The following is an 18,168-nucleotide window of genomic DNA, read 5'->3' as shown; positions in this document are numbered from 1 at the left end:
ATGAGATCAGACTAGGCCTAGCGTTGCAGGCCAGCATTGACATGCATCAAAGAAAATCCCGCTTGCGCAGACGCTTGGCGCAGTTCGCACTATGTGACCTGCCATGAGCACGCAAAAAGACAAGACGTCCGAGTTACCCGCGCCGCTGCGCTGGCCGATCCTGATCTTCCTGAGATACTATCGTAACTTGGGTTTGCGGGTATCGTTCTACGTCATCGCGTCGCTGTTGATCCTTGTGCTCAACCCGTTGGCTCAAGGGTTCCTCAGCGAAGATTTGCGCGCAACGGTCGATGCGGACTCTGTCCTGAAGGTTCTGACGATCCTCGCCTCATCCATGCTGGCGGTCTCTACTTTCTCTTTGAATATCATGATCACCTCGCACCGAACGGCAGCGACAACCACGACACCACGGGTCCATCGGATGCTGCTCGACGACACGACCACACAGGCGACATTGGCGACGTTCATCGGAGCGTTTGTCTATTCGCTCTCGTCGGTGGTTCTGTTTGAATCAGGCGTTTTCGATGATCGGGCTGCGTTCGTTGCCATGGTGATGACCGTACTGGTTGTCGCCTTGGTGATCCTTGCCATGCTGCGATGGATCGAACATCTCAGCGATCTTGGCAGTGTGGACAACACGCTCGACCGAGTGTCGGACGAGACGCGCGAGTCATTGAAAAGACTGGCCCGCGCGCCGGCCCTGGGCGGGGCGATTCTCGACGACGAAATCGATATTCCGGCAGGTGCGCAGCCCGTTGTTGCCAGCCGGTCAGGCTATATTCAGTTGATCGACGTGGAAGGGCTGCACGCGGGCCTGCATGGTGGCGGGTGCATCTATGTCACCCACGGACCAGGCGATCACGTGATCAAAGGGGAGGTCATCGCCCACGTCACCGACGGCACGCGGGGCACTACGCTCGACGCTTTTGCAGATTGCTTCGTCATTGCCGATCAGCGCAGCTATGAACAGGATCCGCTGTTCGGCCTGACCGTCCTGTCCGAAATCGCATCCCGTGCCCTGTCGCCCGGTGTCAACGATCCGGGCACGGCGATAGATGTGATCATGCGGCTCAAGGCCCTCGTTCACGGCTTCAGTTCTGTGGAAAGCCCTGCCTCGCGGCCCGTGGCACCAGATGTTTTTCTGCCTGCAGTTCGTGGGGATGCCCTGATTGAAGCCGCGTATGGGGCCATTGCGCGGGATGGTGCACGGACAATTGAGGTTGGTACGACCCTGCGAAAAGCCCTTGCAGATCTGTCGCAAGCTGCTGACGAGGAGCTGAGGGCGCAAGCCATTCAAACTGCGCGCCAAGCGATGGACTATGCTCAGACCGCAGGATTGACCGAGTTCGAGATGCGCAGACTTTCGGCCATTCTGGTGCCTGCCTCGCCACATTGATCGCGGCAAGGTAAAAACGCGGCGGAAGATCGCCCGCCGCTCCGCTTGCTCAGCCCCGGCGGGCGTCATACATTCGACACCAACATAACGTTGAGACAAGGGGCCTCGGAATGCTCAAGGGATTGGGACAGCTCGGCGACATGGCGAAAGTCATGAAGCAGGCGCAAGAGATGCAGTCGAAGATGGAGGAGGCGCAAAACCGTCTCGACACGATCACCGTCGACGGCACGGCCGGTGCGGGCCTCGTGACCGCGACCGCGACAGCCAAGGGCGAACTGACCGCGCTCAACATCGATCCGTCGCTCTTCAACCCCGAAGAGCGCGAAGTGGTCGAGGATCTGATCCTTGCCGCAATCAAGGACGCGCAAGCAAAAGCCGGTGAAGCGGCTCAGGCCGAGATGGCCAAGGTGACGGAAGGGCTGAACCTGCCCGAAGGCATGAAACTGCCATTCTAAGGCAGAGCCAATTGAAAGAGGGGAATAGCATGCATCAACCGGCCATTACCGGGACCGGGGTGTTCACCCCCTCTCAGGTCATCACAAATGACGAACTTGTCGCCGCCTTCAACGCCTATGCCGACAAGTTCAATGCCGAGCATGCGGATGCGATTGCGGCTGGAGAAGTCGAGGCCAAGCCGCAATCAAACAGCGATTTCATCTTTGCCGCGTCAGGAATCGAGCAACGCTATGTGCTCGACAAGGAAGGCGTGCTTGACCCTGATCGCATGTATCCACGCTTTCGCGAGCGGGCCGATGATGAGCTGAGCCTGATGGCCGAGATTGCAGTCGACGCTGCGACGAAAGCGATGGCGCAGGCTGGGATCAGTGCGGCGGATATCGATGCAGTGATCTGTGCCGCCTCCAACATGGAGCGGGCCTATCCTGCCATGGCGGTGGAGATCCAGCAGGCGCTGGGGATCGAGGGCTTTGCCTTCGACATGAATGTCGCATGTTCGTCTGCGACCTTCGGGTTGCAGCAGGCATCCGACATGATCAAGTCGGGCTCCGCGCGCAAAGTGCTGATGGTGAACCCGGAGATTACTTCAGGCCATTTGGAGTGGCGGGACCGGGATTGCCATTTCATCTTCGGCGACGTCTGCACCGCGGTGATTGTGGAGCGGGCGGAGGACGCGCAGGCCGCGCGCTTCGACATTCTGGATACGCGGCTACTTACGATTTTCTCCAACAACATCCGCAACAATAACGGCTTTCTGCGCCGGACCCGGCCCCATGGGGTCGAGGATCGTCGTGACATGCAGTTCATGCAGGAAGGGCGGAAAGTGTTCAAACAAGTGGTGCCCACGGTTGCCAAGCTGATGAGCGAACATCTGTCCGACAATGACATCGCGCCCGAAAGCCTCAAGCGGATGTGGCTGCATCAGGCCAACAAGTCGATGAATGATCTGATCGGCAAGAAAGTCATGGGCCGCGAGCCGACTCGCGACGAACAACCCAATATCCTGCAGGACTATGCCAATACGTCGAGTGCGGGGTCGATCATCGCCTTCTCGAAATACTCCGACGATCTCGAAGCGGGCGATCTGGGTGTGATCTGCTCGTTCGGAGCCGGGTATTCCGTGGGTTCAGTGATCGTGCGGCGCGCAGGTTGAAGATGCGGTCTGGGTATTTGGACCAATCCGAATGAGCCAGAATGCGCTGGATGAGCTGATCGGGCTGCTGGCCCGCATCCCTGGACTGGGCCCGCGATCGGCCCGCCGGGCGGCTCTCGCCCTCGTCCAGAAGCGCAAGCTGCTGCTGGAACCGTTGGCCAGCGCCATGGCAGATGTCGCACGGGATGTGCGCGAGTGCCTGATCTGCTCAAACATCGCGACGGCGGAGCGCTGTGATATTTGCGCCGATCACCGCCGCGATCCCGGCACGATCTGCGTTGTGGAAGGGGTTGCTGATCTTTGGGCGATGGAGCGTGCTGAGGTTTTCAAGGGACGCTATCATGTGCTTGGCGGTACGCTGTCCGCCTTGGATGGGATTGGACCCGACGACCTGAATCTTCCCCGGCTCGATGCGCGGATTCGCAGCGATAATGTCAGCGAGGTCATTCTGGCTCTTGGTGCGACTGTAGATGGGCAAACCACCGCCCATTACATTGCTGATATGATGGAAGGTCGTGACGTGCGCGTCACCTCACTGGCACAGGGCGTGCCTGTTGGGGGGGAACTGGACTACCTCGACGATGGCACAATCACCGCGGCGCTGCGCGCGCGACGCAGCCTATAGAAACCAGAGAATCGCGCCCACCGCGACCGACCCGATCATCAACAAGATCGCGACCGCCGTCATGGCGCGCGTGTCCTGCGGTTCTGCTGCGTGGGCCTCAAGCCGCTCTGTGACCTTGCAGGAGGCGCGCCGCGCCGCTTCAAAGATCAGAAGGGCGCAGATGACAAATACCATGGCAAACGCCTTTGGCACCCAGGTCGGTTCAGCCTCTTTGAAGACCGCCGAGAGGCCAATCGCGATGGCGAGCGACGACATGCCCGTGCGCATCCAACCTGCAAAAGTGCGTTCATTGGCCATGACCGTGCGGTCTTCGGCCCAATCGGTGCGATCTTTGGCAAGTTCATTCTTATCTGACATGACAGACATGATGGACCAAAAATGTTTTGGGAAAAGGGTGAGAGGCTGGACGACGACCCAAGCGGGGCTCGTTGTGGCTGCTTCCTTCCGGACCTGACCAGGTTGGCGAGGCGCCTGCCCGCGCCAACCTCTCGACTCTCCAAATAGACAAGGGCGCGAGGCTCTGCAACCCCGCGCCCGGTTTCATCTGTCCTGAAATATCCCCGCCGGAGGCTGGCGCATCAGATCGCCTGGGCGCGGGCCTCTGCAATGTAGATCTCGCGCAGGCGCTTTGCGATCGGGCCCGGCTTGCCATCGCCCAAAGTCACGCCATCGATTTCCACGACCGGCTGCACGAAGGAGGATGCGGCGGTGACAAATGCCTCAGCTGCGTCTTTCGCCTCTTCGGGGGTGAAGGGGCGTTCCTCCACTTTCATCTGCGATTCTGCAGCGAGTCGCAGAACGGCGGCGCGGGTGATGCCGTGTAGGATGGAGTTCGACAAGTTGCGTGTGACAATCGTGCCCGACTTCGTGACGATATAGGCGTTGTTGGAGGTGCCTTCGGTCACGTGCTCCTCCTCGACCATCCAGGCATCATCGGCGCCTTGGGCCTTGGCGGCCATCTTACACATGGACGGTGCGAGCAACTGGACGGTCTTGATGTCGCGGCGGCCCCAGCGGATGTCATCGACAAAGGCGACCTTGATCCCGTTTTGCGAGGCAGCGGTGTCGACGAGAGGCTTGGACTGGGTGAACAGGACCAGCGACGGCGGCGTGTCCTCTGACGGGTAGGCAAAGTCGCGATCCGCAGCACCGCGCGTGACCTGAAGATAGATCATACCCTCTTCCAGCTCGTTCTGTACGATGAGCTCGCGATGGATTGCCTCCATCTGCGCATCATCGACGGGACGCTTCATGCCCAATTCGTTCAGGGAGCGGTCAAGGCGGGTCATGTGACCGGCAAAGTCCACCAGTTTCCCATCAAGCACCGAGGTAACTTCATAGACCCCGTCAGCGAACAGGAATCCGCGGTCAAACACCGAGATCTTCGCTTCTTCCTCGGGGACATATTCCCCATTCACGTAAACGGTGCGGCTCATGGCTTATCCCCAGAGTGCGGGGCGCGGCGGGGAGACCACCGCGCCGTTGAAATCGAGCGGAGGATCGCGGTCCTCTGCCAAAAGAAGCGGGCCGTCGAGATCCACAATCTCTGCCCCTTGGGCGACCAGCATGGCAGGGGCCATCGCCAGCGACGACCCAACCATGCAACCCACCATCACCTTGAACCCGGCCTCGCGTGCCGCGATGTTGAGTGCGAGCGCTTCGGTCAGCCCACCGGTTTTGTCGAGTTTGATATTGATCATGTCATATTTGCCGACAAGATCTGGCAGACTGGCGCGGTCGTGGCAGCTCTCATCCGCACAGACCGGCAGAACGCGATCGAGATCGCACAGTGCATCATCCTGGCCGGCGGGGAAGGGTTGCTCAACCATCTCCACGCCAAGCTCGACGAATACCGGTGCGAGGGTTCGGTACTGGTCTGCCGTCCAGCCTTCATTGGCGTCTACGATGATACGGGCTTGTGGGGCGCCTGTACGCACGGCCCGGATGCGGGCGACATCTTCATCCCCACCCCCAAGCTTCGTTTTGAGAAGGGGCCGATGGGCATGCTTGGCAGCAGACGCCTCCATCGCCTCAGGCGTGCCCAGCGAGAGGGTGTAGGCAGTGACACAGGTGCCCGGTTCAGCAAGCCCCGCCAGTTGCCAAGCAGGCTGACCGGCGGCCTTTGCCTCAAGATCCCAAAGTGCGCAGTCAACCGCATTTCGGGCAGCACCACCGGGTAGAGCAACCTGCAACTGCTCACGGGTGATGTCCGCGGGCAAAGCCTCAATCAGGTCAGCGACACTCTCTGGCGTCTCGCCATAGCGTGGATAGGGCACACATTCGCCGCGACCCGTCACGCCGTTCCGCGTGATTGTCACGGTGGTCACACGCGCCTCCGTGCGGGAGCCGCGCGCGATTGTGAATACCTCGGCAAGAGGGAAGCGATCTTGGGTGACCTGGATCATATGCTGGGCGCCTCGGGCTGCGGTATTTCAGAACAACTGAAGATCAGTCGAGCGCATTGACAAGGCGCGCGGCCCCGTGCCGGAACGGATCGACGGTGGGCAGGCCCATCCGTTCTTCCACCTCGGCGAGATAGGCGTTCGCCTCGTCCTCACCCAAGGCTGCGGTGTTGATCGAAATGCCGACCACCTTGCAGTCAGGATTTACGCGACGGGCCAGGTGCAGCGCTGTATCGCGCAGGTCTTCCAGGGTGGGCAGATCATAGGTCGGCAAGCCGCGCATATGCGTCCGCGTCGGCTCGTGACACAGGATCAGAGCATCCGGCTGCCCCCCGTGGACCAGAGCCATGGTGACACCGGAATAGGACGCGTGAAACAGGCTGCCCTGCCCTTCAATCAGGTCCCAGTGATCCGCCGCATTGTCAGGTGTGAGCCATTCGACCGCACCGGCCATGAAGTCGGCGATAACAGCGTCGAGCGGAACGCCATCGCCCGTGATCAGGATACCGGTCTGGCCGGTGGCGCGGAACGTGGCATCCATGCCTTGCGCGCGCATTTCCTTTTCCATCGCCATCGCCGTGTACATCTTGCCGACGGAGCAATCGGTACCAACGGCAAGGCAGCGCTTGCCCGATCGCTTCACACCATTTGCGATGGGGTAATCAACCACGGGCACGCGCACGTCGTGCAACGTACGGCCATGCTTTTCGGCTGCGGCAACAAGGCGGGGCTCGTCCCGCAAAAGGTTGTGCAATCCGGAGGCGATATCCATGCCTGCAGCGAGCGCTTCTTCGAGGACGTCCATCCACTCGGCGGAAATGACGCCACCGCGATTGGCCACGCCGATCACTAGCGTGCCGCACCCTGCCTTCGCAGCTTCGGCGATGGTCATATCACGCAGGCCCATATCGGCGTTGCAGCCCGGTAGGCGGAACTGGCCAGCCGCGGCGTCAGGACGCCAGTCCTTGATGCCCTGTGCAACTTTTGCAGCGAGCGGATCGGGCGCATCGCCGAGGAACAGCAGATAGGGGTGAGGTATCATCAGACGGCGCTCCTAGTCTCAAAATCGCGCCTAGCTAAGGCCGAAAGTGGAGCCACGTCAAAGCTATTCTACGCCGCCGGCCGCGCCTCTGTCGGAAGCGGAATGGGAAGGGTCGCACCCTTGAGCACAGGGTGCTCCGTGACCTCATCCGGCACGGCACAGATCCCCCGCTTCGCGAGTAGTCGACCCAGTGCGGGAAAGGCCGTGATCAGCGCTAAGGGTATGGAAAATATGAGACCTGCAAGGACGGGAAGGGCCCAAACCAGCGCGGCCGGAGCCATTGAGAGGAGAAGACCGGCGAGAATGGTCCCCGCCAGAGTTTGCGGCCACAACCCGCGGATCGCCGTGCCCAGCGGCAGCGCATAGGGGTCGCGGTTCTGTGCGCCCCAGATCACAGATTTCCCGAACAGGAGCCCGATAAGAAACAGCGTGACACGAAAGGCAACAACCGGGGCAAGCAAGATTGAAAACAGGGTCTCGATCAGCGCACCTGCAGCAAAGCGCCAACCGCCGCCATAGGTCTTGATTCCACCGGGTCGCAACATGACATCGATCCAGCCCGCGATCTTTGGGAACAGGCTCATCGCGACCATGATGAAGAACATCGACAGACCAAAGGCGAGATTGACCTGCTGAAAATCGCCCTCCATCAACTTGAAGGCGGCAGCACCTGTCATCAGCATCCATGCGGGTGCGCCAAAATACATCATCACCGCGGCAAAGAGCTGGAACCGGCTCATCGGCTGAAGGCCCTTCCAGCCAAGGATGCGGAAATACTGCATATTGCCCTGACACCAGCGCAGGTCCCGTTTCGTGAAGTCGAGCAGGGTCGGCGGATTCTCCTCCCAGCTTTCGCCCTCAACCGGCATGACCCGGCATTCGAACCCGGCACGCCGCATCAACACGGCCTCAACCTGATCGTGGGACATGATATGGCCGTCAAGCGGCCCGTTTCCCGGCAGGATTGGAAGGCGGCAATGGCGCAGGAACGGCGTGGTGCGGATGAGGGCATTATGACCCCAATAAGGTCCGCAATCGCCATGCCACCACGCAGCCCCAATCGTGAAGGACCGCATCCCGTGGCGCATGCCGAACTGGAAGATGCGGGCGAAGGCTGAACGTGCGGGGGCACCCACAACCAGGCTTTGCAGAATGCCGAGGTTTGGATGCGATTCCATCATCCGGACCATCCGCACAATCGCGGGGCCTGACATCAGGCTGTCAGTATCAAGAGGCAGGAAAAAGTCATAGGCCCGGCCATGGGCGGACAACCAGCTGCGCAAATTGCCGGTCTTGAACCCCGTATTGTCCGTTCTGCGGCGATAGACGGCATTCGCTCCCAGCAGCATACGCGACTGCGCAAACAGCGCATCCTCTTCTGCCGCAATTTCAAGATCATCCGTGTCAGAAAGAATTGCGATATCGAATGCGGCACCCTGCCCCGTCTCATCCAGCGTGCGGCGCATTTCGACCAGTCGCGCAAAGGACGCCTCTGGCGGTTCGTTGCGCAGGAACATCGTCAGCACCGTCCGCGTGGAAAGCGCCGCGTCCGGGACATCGAGCATCTGCGGCGCAGCAGCACGCAAACCGTCGCGCGCGCCATGCATCAGCCACAGCCCGATGACAGCATTCCAGAACCCCATGACCGTCCAAGGCGCGCCGATCATCACACAGACGAAAATCACGATGTCGGTAAGGTTCCACCCGCCTTCCCCGAACACGAAGAGCAGCGCGGTCAACAAGGCTGCGATTGTGACAAGGTTCAACGCAAAAACCATCCGCCGCCGCCACGTCAGGACTCGGGCGTCCTGCAATCCGGCAGGGGTGCGCACGGTCTCGTGACCGTGTGGGAGGTTGGCGCTCTGGACCTTGTCGGTCATGTGGCTATGGTCCGTGCTGCATTGCGAAAGGCGTTCTCAATGGAAATAGACGGGGTTTGGTATCTTGGCGAGGGTCATGTCGCACTGCGGCGTGCACAACTTGGTGAGGGAGATGTGATCTTGCAGACCCTCGCCTCTGGTGTGTCGCGCGGAACCGAGCGATTGGTCTTCGAAGGGAAAGTGCCAGAAAGCGAATATGACCGCATGGCCTTGCCCTGGATGGAGGGGCATTTCTCGTTCCCCGTGAAATACGGATATGCCAATGTGGCAAGGGTTATTGAAGGCCCGCAGGACCTGATCGGGGCGCATGCTTTTTCGCTCAACCCCCACCAAACCCATATCCGGGCGACACGGGACAGTCTGGCGTTACTGCCCCCGGATTTGCCGGTGGAGCGTGCAACGTTGGCCGCGAATATGGAAACGGCGCTGAATGCGATCTGGGATAGCGAATTACAACGAAACACCCCGGTGATCGTAGTCGGCGCGGGGCTGGTGGGCTGTCTGACGGCCTATCTTGCAAGCCGCATTGGCGGGGCCGACGTCACACTGATCGACATTGATCCAGCACGAGAAGAGATTGCGCAGGCGCTCGGATTGGCCTTTTGCCATCCAGACGCGGCGCCAACGGATGTGCCCACCGCGTTCCACTGCTCCGCGAATGATGCCGGGCTTGCAACGGCGATCAACGCGCTTGGCTTCGAGGGCCAAGTGATCGAGATGAGCTGGTTTGGCGACAGGCCAGTTTCGGTACCTCTTGGGGGCGCCTTTCACGCCAATCGCCTGACCATTCGCTGTTCGCAAGTCGGGGCCGTTGCCCCCTCGCGCCGCGCCTCGACAAACCATGCCCAGCGGATGGCCACCGCAATCGGGCTGCTCGACGATCCTGCGCTCGACACTCTGATCACCCACCGTATTCCGTTTCGCGAGACCCCCACCCTGTTGCCAGCCAGATTGGCAGCTGGCGCAGAGGGCATCGCAACCGTCATCACCTATTGAAAGGACACAAGATGTTTGCCGTTGAAGTCCGCGATCACATCATGATCGCCCATTCCCTGAAGGGAGAGGTATTTGGCCCAGCACAGAAGATGCATGGCGCCACTTTCGTGGTCGATGTCTGCTTTTTGCGCGAGACGTTGAGCGCTGATAACATCGTTGTTGATATGGGCCGGGCCCATGATGTTCTGAAAGACGTCCTGGGACCGCTCAACTATGCCAATCTGGACGAGGTCTTCCCCGGGGAAGTCACGACGACAGAGTTTCTGTGCCGCCATATTCATGGGGCGATTGCGTCTGCCGCGCGTGAGGGCGCGCTGGGTCCTGGGTCTGAGGGATTGAGCGCGCTGCGCATTACGCTCAACGAAAGCCACGTGGCAAAGGCTTGGTATGAGGCGCCTTTGTGAGCCTTGGCGCATTTGCCATTCCCGGTGATCTGAACCTTCCCACAGGTGGCTACGGCTATGATCGCGCGATGCTCGCGGCCCTGCCCGAGCTGGAGCTTGTGCACCTGACGGATCTTGGCCTCGACCCGGACAACGCGGCGCTGGAACGCGCCGCGCGCGAGCTTGCAGGCACCGGACCGATTGTGATCGACGGACTTGCGTTGGGGGTTTTGCCTGCCGCGCTGCTGAACAGCCTCAACCGACCTATCATTGCCTTGTGCCATCACCCGTTGGGACTGGAAACAGGTCTCGCCCCAGATCAAGCGACCCGCCTGATGGAGAGCGAGCGTGCGGCACTTTCCGCCTGCGCTGCCGTGATCACGACGAGCGAACGGACGGGGCAGATCCTGCGCACGCAATTCGATGTGAACGACCCTGTCGTGATTGAGCCGGGGATTGCGCTGCGCCCAGTCGCGGCGCGCGGCAATACCCCGCCAACCTTGCTGACACTTGCATCATTCACGCCACGCAAGGGCCATGATGTCCTGCTTGGTGCGTTGGAACGGGTCGCAGACCTACCATGGCAGGCGGTGTGGGCGGGGGCCGAGCCGGATGAAGCCTGGCTCAACCGGATTGAGGAGGTCATCGCGGCCTCAGGTCTTGGCGCACGGATCACGCGGCGTGGTCCCGTCTCTGACAAAGCACGTGATGAGATGCTGGCGGGCGCGGACCTCTTCGTGCTTCCGACGCACTATGAGGGATATGGCATGGTCTTTGCCGAGGCGATGATGGCCGGATTGCCCATACTTGCCTGTGCCGGAGGTGCCGTGCCGGATGTTGTGCCAGGTGCCGCCGGACATATCGTCGAACCCGGCGACGTTGTAGCACTTGGGGACCGGCTACGCGCGCTGCTCACATCCCAGGATCAGGCGACACGGATGGCGGCAGCGGCACGGGCGCATGCCCTGACCCTGCCAAGCTGGTCCGATCAGGCAGCCCTGTTCGCCGCAACAATCAAAAGGATCGCTCAATGAGTTTTTCTGCCGACTGGCTTAGCCTGCGGGAACCTGCCGACCATGCCGCGCGGGATGCAGGGCTTGTCCGCAAGCTGGCCGAATGGGGTGCCGGTCGCTCCCTGAGGATCACAGATCTGGGATCGGGGACTGGTTCCACCTTCCGCGCACTGGCAGAAGCGGTGCCGGGGCGCTGGACAATGGTGGAGATTGACCGCGGCCTTCTGACACGACTGTGGGCCGCGCACGGGGATGACCCGCGCGTTGCTGAGGGTTTGCCGCTCGATCTGGCCACGCAGCTTGATGAGGTTTGGAAAACCGATCCTGACCTTGTCAGCGGATCGGCGTTGATCGATCTGGCATCAGCCCAATGGCTCGACGCCCTTGCCGACGGCCTACCCGACCGAACGGCGCTGTACATGGCGTTGAGCTACGATGGCAAGGAAACGTGGCGCCCCGCCCCCCCACACGAAGAACGGGCACTTGCAGCATTTCACGCGCATCAGGCCGGGGACAAAGGATTTGGTGCGGCCCTTGGGCCAGATGCCACAACTTACCTGGCGGAGCGCTTGGCCGCACGCGGCTGGAATGTCTCCATCGCCCGCAGCGATTGGCGATTGGCGCCAGAGGATGGCCCACTGATACGAGAGCTGGCTGCGGGTAGCATTCAAGCCGTTGAGGAAACCGGCGCACTGCCTGCGCAGGCTTTGTCTGATTGGGCCGAGGGTCGTCTGGCGGCGAGCCATGTCGAGATTGGTCATCTCGACCTTCTGGCCCTGCCGCCCGTTTAGGCTGTTAGCCTAACATACGCCGGATAAGCCCGTCTTTCTTCACAAACTGATGGAAGAGCGCGGCGGCGATGTGCACGACAACAAGGCCGATGATGACCTTGCCCACGATCTCGTGCCAATCGAGAAGGGTGCGCGAAAGCTCCCGATCCTTTTCAAGAATGGCAGGCATGTCGAACAGGCCGAACACCGGAAGTGGTGCATCAAACGCGCTCACACCCGCCCAGCCGAGAATCGGCATTGCAATCAGCACGAGGTAGAGCAGGCCATGCACAGCACCGGACCCTGCCTTCTCTGGTTTGGTCAGTTCGGGGTCATAGTCCGGCTTTGGATGGATGAAGATCATAGCGATCCGCGCGACCATCAGGAACAGCACAAGGAACCCGACACTCTTGTGCATGTCATAGAAAAAGCCGAATGACCCCTCCCCAAACGTCGCCTCAATCGCCGCACGATTGTCGAAATCGGTGAAAATGCTGCCCGCCGGGATCATTGCAATCACGAGGATCGCGATACTCCAGTGCAAAAAGCGTCTTGTGCGCGAATAGGTGTTGGTGGTCATTACGATCTCTCCCAATTGCGGCGCAAGTCACAGGTGAACAGGACATCTCCGTCCTCGAACACATGCACCCGCGTTTCTGGCCTGCGGGCCTCGTCCAGCCGTTCCACCGGGTTGAGCAGAAGACCGGATTTCCCCGATCCGAGGATCATGGGCGCCATCAGGATGTGAAGCAAGTCCACGCTGTCCGCATCAATGAAGCGGGCAAGCGTATCTGCGCCACCTTCAACCAGAACGCGGTTCAACCCGCGTGCCGCCAAAGCTGCAATGATTGCAGATGGTGGCAACGTGCCCGACGGATCAGGGGCGATTTCAAGGTGCTCGACACCTTCAGGCGTGCGCACACCCGGTTTGGTGATGACAAGGACCGGCGCCTCACCATCCGAAAACATCGTCAGATGTTGCGGCGAACGCCCATTCGGGTCGACCACTACGCGGACGGGATGCGCCCCATCCACGCGACGCACTGTCAGCTGCGGGTCATCCGCGATGGCGGTACCAACACCGACGAGCACGGCGTCAACCTCCGCCCGCAAACGGTGAAGATGGTCGAGTGCACTTGTCCCGTTGATGTATTTGGAGGCACCGGTCACGGTTGCGATCCGCCCGTCGAGGGTCTGGCCCAGCTGCGCGATCACGACCGGTCCATCCCGGAACCGCTCCGGCACAAGTGGGGCAAGGGTGCGCTGCGGTGTTGCGTTCATTGGGCAGGCACCGGTTTCGCGCTGGACGCGGATACTGGGGCTGGCTTGCGCGGGACCCGCCAAGGCTGCCCCTTGATCCACCCGACGAAATAGGCGCAAGCGATCAGGCAGGCCGCGCCCCACATATGGACCAGCCACCAGCTCCACCACTCCCGACCGATCAGGTCGAGCAGGAAGCCGTTGAACCGCGACAATGGAATGGACAGCATGAAGACGGCGAGGCTCTGCGTGCCGACCTTCCGCACAACCGGCACGACCCTCTGCACCAGATCATGGGTCATCCAATGGCGACGCTCTGGCCCGATCGCGGCCCAGATCAGCACGATCGCTGCAAGGCCATGGGCAATCTGAAGCATTCCGATCTTCTCAGGATCGGCAAAAAGGTTTGTGCCGAATATGGACGTGGCGACAGGGTCGAACAGCCATACGATGAAGTCGTTCAGCGGCGGTGCATAGACCATGATCCATTCGACATAATTGTAGGGGATCGTGGCGACGAAAACGACGGCGGCGATGATCAAGCCAAATCTGCCGACAGCGCCGGGCGCGCGGAACCCAGTGCTGAGACGCGCACCCATCGGACCGACGGCAACCCAGGCCAGATAGGCGACCGCAAGGAAGTGCAGATAGCGCAAGGCACCCTGCTCCGTCTTCCACCAAAGCGGACGGATGGCAGCCCGCGTCTCTTCAATGAAGTTCTGGATCGCCCAATCATCGGGCAGGTACAGTCCGCGGTGGATCTTGAACCATGCAAAGGGGATCACGAGGATCACGTAGGTCGCAGCGATGATGATCAATGTCCGGTTAACCGGCGGGGCCGGAAGCCATTTCATGCCGAAACAGAAGCCAGTGAAAAAGATCAGCTGCCACGCGAACGGGTTGAAGAACCATCGCCCATTGCCGAATGGGTTGGACGGCAGGTTCAGAAAATCAAGCGTGCTGCCTACACTGTAGATAAAAGAGCCCAAGCCGCCCAGCACGGCCGGATCATCGACCTGATAGGCCCAACCCGCGAGATTCGAGCCTAGCCAAAGCAGCGCCATCGCCGCCAGAACGGCAGGCACACCGGCAATACGATGAATGAACATCAAGGCCGGGATCATCGCGAGGATCACGATATACATCGGCAGGATGTCAAAAAGCCCCGGCACATAAGTCAGGGTGAGCAGTCCCAGCATCGCTTCGCCCGTTTCGTTGAAGAACGGCACGACATAGGGGGAGGTGATGTAGGGCGTGTCCTTATTGCCGATCCCAAGGTGATCGATGGTGAACAGCATAATTGCAGTGACGAGGAAAACGCAGATATGCGCCCAGTAAACCTGCCAGATCCGGTGCGCGATACGCGCCGCGCCCAGCCACCAGCCCCGCTTGGCAAAAATTGCGCCAAATGCCAGTGCTGATGCCATCCCGGAACAGAACACAAATATATCGGCACCGTCGGAAAATCCGAACCGCGCGGGGATCCACAATGTCCACGCGTTTCCCGGGGTATGGGCCAGAAGGATGATGAACATCGCAACCCCGCGGAAGAAGTCGAGACGCGGATCGCGCACCTTCGTCGCGGGCGTGCCCGGTACATCCGCTGCATTGCCAGCAGGGGCGGCAGAATTGCTCGTCATGTCAGTATACTCACTCAGCAGCAATACCAGCGGCGGCGAGATCGGCACGGCGTGCGGCGATCTGCTCCCGCCTGCGAGCGGTATAGCCGTCCTCGGCTCCGCGATCCAGCACACGACGTGTCAAAAGCGTTTCAGCACCCGAACAGTCCCCGGCCTTCAATGTCGCCTCAACGGCCAGACGCCAGAACACATCGCGCTGTGCGTGGCTGCCACCCGCGCGTGGCAAAAACGCCAGACCATGCTGCAACTGTTGCGCCGCGAGACCATAGTGGCCATCGCGCAGTGCGAGCAGGCCCTGCGCCATCGGCAGGCCGGTAAGCGCCGCGACCTCGTGCTGATCATGTTCCATCGAGGCCGCATCACGGGCGATGCGCTGTGTCATCGTCTCCAGCTCGGCACCGCGATCCGTTGCAGCCAAGGCCATCAGATAGTGCAGGTCCGCGAAAATAAGCGCACCATCATCGATCCGGTTGGCCGAAAGCTCTGCCAACTCTTCCCAACGGGTGCCGACATCGACGCCCTCCACTTCTAGCCGATACAGAAGTGAGGCAGCGTTTGAAATGTCGCGGAAATCATCGGTCTGTGTGGGCCGCACCTTGCGATCATAGAGCTCAAGAACCGGGCCATAGGCGCCACGATCCAGATGGAACAGCGCCAGGTGCCACCAGACGTGATAGCCGAAATTGTTGCAATGCGCCCAGTGAGAAGACCGGCCAGCAAGCCAACGCACGCCATCTTCGGCACGTCCCGTCATGTCATGAACATGGGCCACGGCATGCAGCCCCCACGCGTCATCTGGCGCGAGTTCGAGCCCTGCGCGCCCCGCTCGTTCAGCGCCCGCATAGTCACCGGTTTCTTCCAGCGCGAAGGCCTCGCACCCCAGAACAAAACCGCGGAATGAATGATCGCCGGCAAATCCGGGTTTCGCCAGAACGATGCTGGCGCGCATGCCTGCTGCATCGCCCAACATGAAACGCAGGGCCTGGACCAGCTTCATTGCCAGCGCATCGCCCGATGTTGTGCGTACGACATCGTCCAGCACGGCAGCGGCCCGTCCCATATGCCCTTCAACGGCAAGACCAAGTGCCACGATAAACCGACGTTCACGGGCAGTGACATCACCCTGAGCCGCCGCGTTTTGCGCCAATTCGAGCGCTTCCATCACCGTCGGGCGCAATTCGCTACGCCCAAGCGATAGATAGAGCAAACCTTTGACGGCATGGCCGAGTGCAAATTCAGGCTCGGCTTTCAGAACCGCCCCGAGCAGCTCTGGCGTCGCGGCCCCATGCGACAGGAAAGCCCGCTGCATCGCATTCCATTGAGCGACGGCATCTTGGGTCTTGAGGCTGATGTCACATCCGTTGATGTCGGTTTGCATGGGCAGGAATCCATCCGCTCGAATTTGTGGTTGAATCGTACATATCCTACTGCCGCGCAAAGCCCACTTCACCATTGGGTGAGATAACGTGCCCGTGACCAGACAGAGCCCCAAAACATGGGTTATGCACGGTTTATGAACAGAAAAGCCCTGATTTTTGCCTCAATTGTTACAATCTCTCTGGCCATCTACGCCTATTGGGAGGAGGGGTCAGGGCACCTGATCTCGATGACCATCGGTCTGGCCGCCGGTGTGGTGCTTTATAATGCCAGCTTCGGGTTTACCGCTGGCTGGCGCAATATGGTGCTGAACCGGCGCGGCCGGGGCCTGCGCGCGCAGATGCTCCTGCTGGGAATTGTTATCCTTGTCGCATACCCCGTTCTGGCAACTGGTTCGTTCATGGGCCAGGACGTACGCGGCACGATCCTGCCACTCGGTCTCGCATCCGCATTCGGCGCCTTTGTCTTTGGCGTCGGAATGCAGTTGGGATCAGGCTGTGCGTCCGGCACGCTGTTCACTGTCGGCGGCGGCTCCACCCGTATGATCGTAGTGCTCGCCTTCTTCATAGGCGGCAGTGTTTGGGCCACGGCTCATTGGGATTTCTGGGCGGCCTTGCCACGCACCAACTCTGGGACGTCGCTGATCCGCACCTTTGGAGCACCGGGCGCAGTGGCAATGATGCTGGGCCTGTTCGCCGCGATCTGGGCCACAAGTGTCTGGCTGGAAAAAAGCCATCACGGCAACTTGGAACGGGGACACGGCAATTCCGTCTGGAGTATCTGGACCGGTGCAGTCCTGCTGGCCGCGGTCACGCTCGCCTTCCTTCTGATTACGGGGCGGCCCTGGGGCATAACCTATGGCTTTGCCGTCTGGGGCGCGCAGGCCGTCGATAGCCTTGGCGCAGACCCGCTCACATGGACTTATTGGAGCGGATGGCGCAGCGGCCATGTTGAGGGCGGACCACTATCAAGTCGTACCAATGCCTCGAATGTCGGAATCATCCTGGGCGCGCTGATTGCGGCCTGCGTCGCCGGACGTTTTGCACCAAAGTGGCAGTTGAGCGGACGGGATCTGATGACCGCGATAATAGGCGGTCTCTTGATGGGATATGGCGCACGGCTGGCCTATGGCTGCAATATTGGCGCATATCTCGGCGGATTGACCAGCGGATCGCTGCACGGTGTCTGGTGGCTGATCTGGGGATTTGCAGGGTCGTTCCTGGGCACGCGGCTCAGAGTGTGGCTCGGAGTAGATACCGATCCCATAGCCCGCACCGGCCCGGCGAGAATCTAGCCGCGCTCGATCAGGCCGATTGGGCGCACGCGGTCAGAGACATAGTCCAGCGGCTGGCCTGCCAGAACATGCGTGCGCCGCTTGTATTCATAGACTATCGCGCCCGGTTCAGCTGTCGCCGCGACGATCAGGCAATCAAGGATATGGCGTGAACCCTGCTTGATCTTCACCTCTCCGCGCAGTCGGGGTGCATCATCGGCAACCGAAAAGCCCTCTGGCCCGAACGACAAAAGCGGGATGATCTGACCATTCGCGTCAGCCACCTCCATCGCGGTGCGACGTTTGTTTTCCGCATTTGCCTGACGCACAATCTCATCTGCGATCTGCTTTGGAACATAAACATCCATGTCGTCACCTTTTGCCGGCCCTTGCCTGCTTCGAACGTGCACCGGACTCGATTGGTTTCAACCGCCGCGACCGATTCTTTCGCGCACTATCTCAGATTCTTCCGGGAACAGTGTTAATTTCCTGTGACACCGCG

General features: G+C 60.6%; 19 protein-coding genes and 1 other RNA gene. 9 read left to right on the top strand and 11 right to left on the bottom strand.

From position 1 onward, the window contains the following. The first annotated feature begins 103 nt into the window (after nucleotides 1-103). The 4 genes from POI8812_RS15820 to recR all read left to right on the top strand — a co-directional run bounded on the left by POI8812_RS15820 (nucleotide 104) and on the right by recR (nucleotide 3,630). Nucleotides 104-1,396, top strand: a complete 1,293-nt coding sequence (locus POI8812_RS15820) for a DUF2254 domain-containing protein (RefSeq protein WP_108783568.1) — start codon at nucleotides 104-106, stop codon at nucleotides 1,394-1,396. A 110-nt stretch (nucleotides 1,397-1,506) separates the two neighbouring features. After that, entirely contained in the window at nucleotides 1,507-1,851 is a 345-nt protein-coding gene (locus POI8812_RS15815; RefSeq protein ID WP_108783567.1) for a YbaB/EbfC family nucleoid-associated protein, read from the top strand. Nucleotides 1,852-1,880: 29 nt separating this feature from the next. After that, on the top strand, nucleotides 1,881-3,005 hold the full coding sequence (locus tag POI8812_RS15810) for a beta-ketoacyl-ACP synthase III (RefSeq protein WP_108783566.1): 1,125 nt from the start codon (nucleotides 1,881-1,883) through the stop codon (nucleotides 3,003-3,005). Between the two features lie 31 nt (nucleotides 3,006-3,036). After that, nucleotides 3,037-3,630, top strand: coding sequence for a recombination mediator RecR (gene recR, locus POI8812_RS15805; RefSeq protein ID WP_108783565.1), 594 nt, complete (start codon nucleotides 3,037-3,039; stop codon nucleotides 3,628-3,630). On the opposite strand, the gene POI8812_RS15800 is transcribed toward recR, so the two are convergent. From POI8812_RS15800 to mdoH, 6 genes are all read right to left on the bottom strand, one after another. Then, entirely contained in the window at nucleotides 3,625-3,987 is a 363-nt protein-coding gene (locus POI8812_RS15800; RefSeq protein WP_108783564.1) for a YidH family protein, read from the bottom strand. The genes recR and POI8812_RS15800 overlap by 6 nt on opposite strands. A 35-nt stretch (nucleotides 3,988-4,022) precedes the next feature. Next, nucleotides 4,023-4,121, bottom strand: an RNA gene (gene ffs, locus POI8812_RS15795) — signal recognition particle sRNA small type. 87 nt (nucleotides 4,122-4,208) lie between these two features. After that, nucleotides 4,209-5,066, bottom strand: coding sequence for a D-amino-acid transaminase (locus POI8812_RS15790; protein ID WP_108783563.1), 858 nt, complete (start codon nucleotides 5,064-5,066; stop codon nucleotides 4,209-4,211). A 3-nt stretch (nucleotides 5,067-5,069) separates the two neighbouring features. Then, nucleotides 5,070-6,035 carry an N-acetyl-D-Glu racemase DgcA gene (dgcA, locus tag POI8812_RS15785; protein WP_108783562.1) on the bottom strand — a complete coding sequence of 322 codons (966 nt, stop codon included), beginning with the start codon at nucleotides 6,033-6,035 and terminating at the stop codon, nucleotides 5,070-5,072. 43 nt (nucleotides 6,036-6,078) lie between these two features. After that, nucleotides 6,079-7,074 carry an N-acetyltransferase DgcN gene (gene dgcN / locus POI8812_RS15780; protein ID WP_108783561.1) on the bottom strand — a complete coding sequence of 332 codons (996 nt, stop codon included), beginning with the start codon at nucleotides 7,072-7,074 and terminating at the stop codon, nucleotides 6,079-6,081. Between the two features lie 68 nt (nucleotides 7,075-7,142). Continuing rightward, the gene (gene mdoH / locus POI8812_RS15775; protein ID WP_108783560.1) at nucleotides 7,143-8,954 is read right to left on the bottom strand and encodes a glucans biosynthesis glucosyltransferase MdoH; all 1,812 of its coding nucleotides are present in this window, start codon (nucleotides 8,952-8,954) and stop codon (nucleotides 7,143-7,145) included. 39 nt (nucleotides 8,955-8,993) lie between these two features. On the opposite strand from mdoH, the gene POI8812_RS15770 reads away from it, so the two are divergent. Genes POI8812_RS15770 through POI8812_RS15755 form a run of 4 tightly spaced genes read left to right on the top strand, consistent with a single transcriptional unit; the run spans nucleotide 8,994 to nucleotide 12,137 of the window. Then, entirely contained in the window at nucleotides 8,994-9,950 is a 957-nt protein-coding gene (locus tag POI8812_RS15770) for a zinc-dependent alcohol dehydrogenase (RefSeq protein ID WP_108783789.1), read from the top strand. Nucleotides 9,951-9,961: 11 nt separating this feature from the next. Next, nucleotides 9,962-10,354, top strand: a complete 393-nt coding sequence (locus POI8812_RS15765) for a 6-pyruvoyl trahydropterin synthase family protein (RefSeq protein WP_108783559.1) — start codon at nucleotides 9,962-9,964, stop codon at nucleotides 10,352-10,354. Continuing rightward, nucleotides 10,351-11,367 carry a glycosyltransferase family 4 protein gene (locus tag POI8812_RS15760; protein ID WP_108783558.1) on the top strand — a complete coding sequence of 339 codons (1,017 nt, stop codon included), beginning with the start codon at nucleotides 10,351-10,353 and terminating at the stop codon, nucleotides 11,365-11,367. Before POI8812_RS15765 ends, POI8812_RS15760 begins: the two co-directional genes overlap by 4 nt. Next, entirely contained in the window at nucleotides 11,364-12,137 is a 774-nt protein-coding gene (locus POI8812_RS15755) for a hypothetical protein (protein ID WP_108783557.1), read from the top strand. The genes POI8812_RS15760 and POI8812_RS15755 overlap by 4 nt, the downstream gene beginning before the upstream one ends. 4 nt (nucleotides 12,138-12,141) lie before the next feature. Here the strand turns inward: POI8812_RS15755 and POI8812_RS15750 are convergent, their stop codons facing one another. The 4 genes from POI8812_RS15750 to POI8812_RS15735 are packed head-to-tail and all read right to left on the bottom strand — an operon-like array spanning nucleotide 12,142 to nucleotide 16,394. After that, a complete protein-coding gene (locus POI8812_RS15750; protein ID WP_108783556.1) occupies nucleotides 12,142-12,696 on the bottom strand; it encodes a cytochrome b in 555 nt (184 codons plus the stop codon). After that, nucleotides 12,696-13,397 (bottom strand): RibD family protein, encoded by a 702-nt coding sequence (locus POI8812_RS15745; RefSeq protein ID WP_108783555.1) that lies wholly within the window; start codon nucleotides 13,395-13,397, stop codon nucleotides 12,696-12,698. Before POI8812_RS15745 ends, POI8812_RS15750 begins: the two co-directional genes overlap by 1 nt. Beyond that, nucleotides 13,394-15,016 (bottom strand): OpgC family protein, encoded by a 1,623-nt coding sequence (locus POI8812_RS15740; RefSeq protein ID WP_108783554.1) that lies wholly within the window; start codon nucleotides 15,014-15,016, stop codon nucleotides 13,394-13,396. The genes POI8812_RS15745 and POI8812_RS15740 overlap by 4 nt, the downstream gene beginning before the upstream one ends. Before the next feature lie 10 nt (nucleotides 15,017-15,026). Continuing rightward, the gene (locus POI8812_RS15735) at nucleotides 15,027-16,394 is read right to left on the bottom strand and encodes a tetratricopeptide repeat protein (RefSeq protein WP_108783553.1); all 1,368 of its coding nucleotides are present in this window, start codon (nucleotides 16,392-16,394) and stop codon (nucleotides 15,027-15,029) included. A gap of 135 nt (nucleotides 16,395-16,529) precedes the next feature. Here POI8812_RS15735 and POI8812_RS15730 point away from each other — a divergent pair, with 135 nt between their 5' ends. Then, nucleotides 16,530-17,687 (top strand): YeeE/YedE family protein, encoded by a 1,158-nt coding sequence (locus POI8812_RS15730; protein WP_211310416.1) that lies wholly within the window; start codon nucleotides 16,530-16,532, stop codon nucleotides 17,685-17,687. Here the strand turns inward: POI8812_RS15730 and POI8812_RS15725 are convergent. Next, a complete protein-coding gene (locus tag POI8812_RS15725) occupies nucleotides 17,684-18,034 on the bottom strand; it encodes a hypothetical protein (protein ID WP_108783551.1) in 351 nt (116 codons plus the stop codon). The genes POI8812_RS15730 and POI8812_RS15725 overlap by 4 nt on opposite strands. Nucleotides 18,035-18,168: the final 134 nt, after the last annotated feature.

The sequence above is a fragment of the Pontivivens insulae genome (assembly GCF_900302495.1).
In the GTDB taxonomy this organism is placed as follows: Bacteria; Pseudomonadota; Alphaproteobacteria; order Rhodobacterales; family Rhodobacteraceae; genus Pontivivens; species Pontivivens insulae.
The sequence above is the reverse complement of the archived record's forward strand: the minus strand, read 5'-3'. Positions and strand labels throughout refer to the sequence as shown.

What these genes read in the sequence shown, in the direction of transcription:
- POI8812_RS15820 (WP_108783568.1), top strand. Translation starts at nt 104, where the DNA reads ATGAGCACGCAAAAAGACAAGACGTCCGAGTTACCCGCGCCGCTGCGC.
- POI8812_RS15815 (WP_108783567.1), top strand. Translation starts at nt 1,507, where the DNA reads ATGCTCAAGGGATTGGGACAGCTCGGCGACATGGCGAAAGTCATGAAG.
- POI8812_RS15810 (WP_108783566.1), top strand. Translation starts at nt 1,881, where the DNA reads ATGCATCAACCGGCCATTACCGGGACCGGGGTGTTCACCCCCTCTCAG.
- recR (WP_108783565.1), top strand. Translation starts at nt 3,037, where the DNA reads ATGAGCCAGAATGCGCTGGATGAGCTGATCGGGCTGCTGGCCCGCATC.
- POI8812_RS15800 (WP_108783564.1), bottom strand. Translation starts at nt 3,987, where the DNA reads ATGTCAGATAAGAATGAACTTGCCAAAGATCGCACCGATTGGGCCGAA.
- POI8812_RS15790 (WP_108783563.1), bottom strand. Translation starts at nt 5,066, where the DNA reads ATGAGCCGCACCGTTTACGTGAATGGGGAATATGTCCCCGAGGAAGAA.
- dgcA (WP_108783562.1), bottom strand. Translation starts at nt 6,035, where the DNA reads ATGATCCAGGTCACCCAAGATCGCTTCCCTCTTGCCGAGGTATTCACA.
- dgcN (WP_108783561.1), bottom strand. Translation starts at nt 7,074, where the DNA reads ATGATACCTCACCCCTATCTGCTGTTCCTCGGCGATGCGCCCGATCCG.
- mdoH (WP_108783560.1), bottom strand. Translation starts at nt 8,954, where the DNA reads ATGACCGACAAGGTCCAGAGCGCCAACCTCCCACACGGTCACGAGACC.
- POI8812_RS15770 (WP_108783789.1), top strand. Translation starts at nt 8,994, where the DNA reads ATGGAAATAGACGGGGTTTGGTATCTTGGCGAGGGTCATGTCGCACTG.
- POI8812_RS15765 (WP_108783559.1), top strand. Translation starts at nt 9,962, where the DNA reads ATGTTTGCCGTTGAAGTCCGCGATCACATCATGATCGCCCATTCCCTG.
- POI8812_RS15755 (WP_108783557.1), top strand. Translation starts at nt 11,364, where the DNA reads ATGAGTTTTTCTGCCGACTGGCTTAGCCTGCGGGAACCTGCCGACCAT.
- POI8812_RS15750 (WP_108783556.1), bottom strand. Translation starts at nt 12,696, where the DNA reads ATGACCACCAACACCTATTCGCGCACAAGACGCTTTTTGCACTGGAGT.
- POI8812_RS15745 (WP_108783555.1), bottom strand. Translation starts at nt 13,397, where the DNA reads ATGAACGCAACACCGCAGCGCACCCTTGCCCCACTTGTGCCGGAGCGG.
- POI8812_RS15740 (WP_108783554.1), bottom strand. Translation starts at nt 15,016, where the DNA reads ATGACGAGCAATTCTGCCGCCCCTGCTGGCAATGCAGCGGATGTACCG.
- POI8812_RS15735 (WP_108783553.1), bottom strand. Translation starts at nt 16,394, where the DNA reads ATGCAAACCGACATCAACGGATGTGACATCAGCCTCAAGACCCAAGAT.
- POI8812_RS15730 (WP_211310416.1), top strand. Translation starts at nt 16,530, where the DNA reads ATGAACAGAAAAGCCCTGATTTTTGCCTCAATTGTTACAATCTCTCTG.
- POI8812_RS15725 (WP_108783551.1), bottom strand. Translation starts at nt 18,034, where the DNA reads ATGGATGTTTATGTTCCAAAGCAGATCGCAGATGAGATTGTGCGTCAG.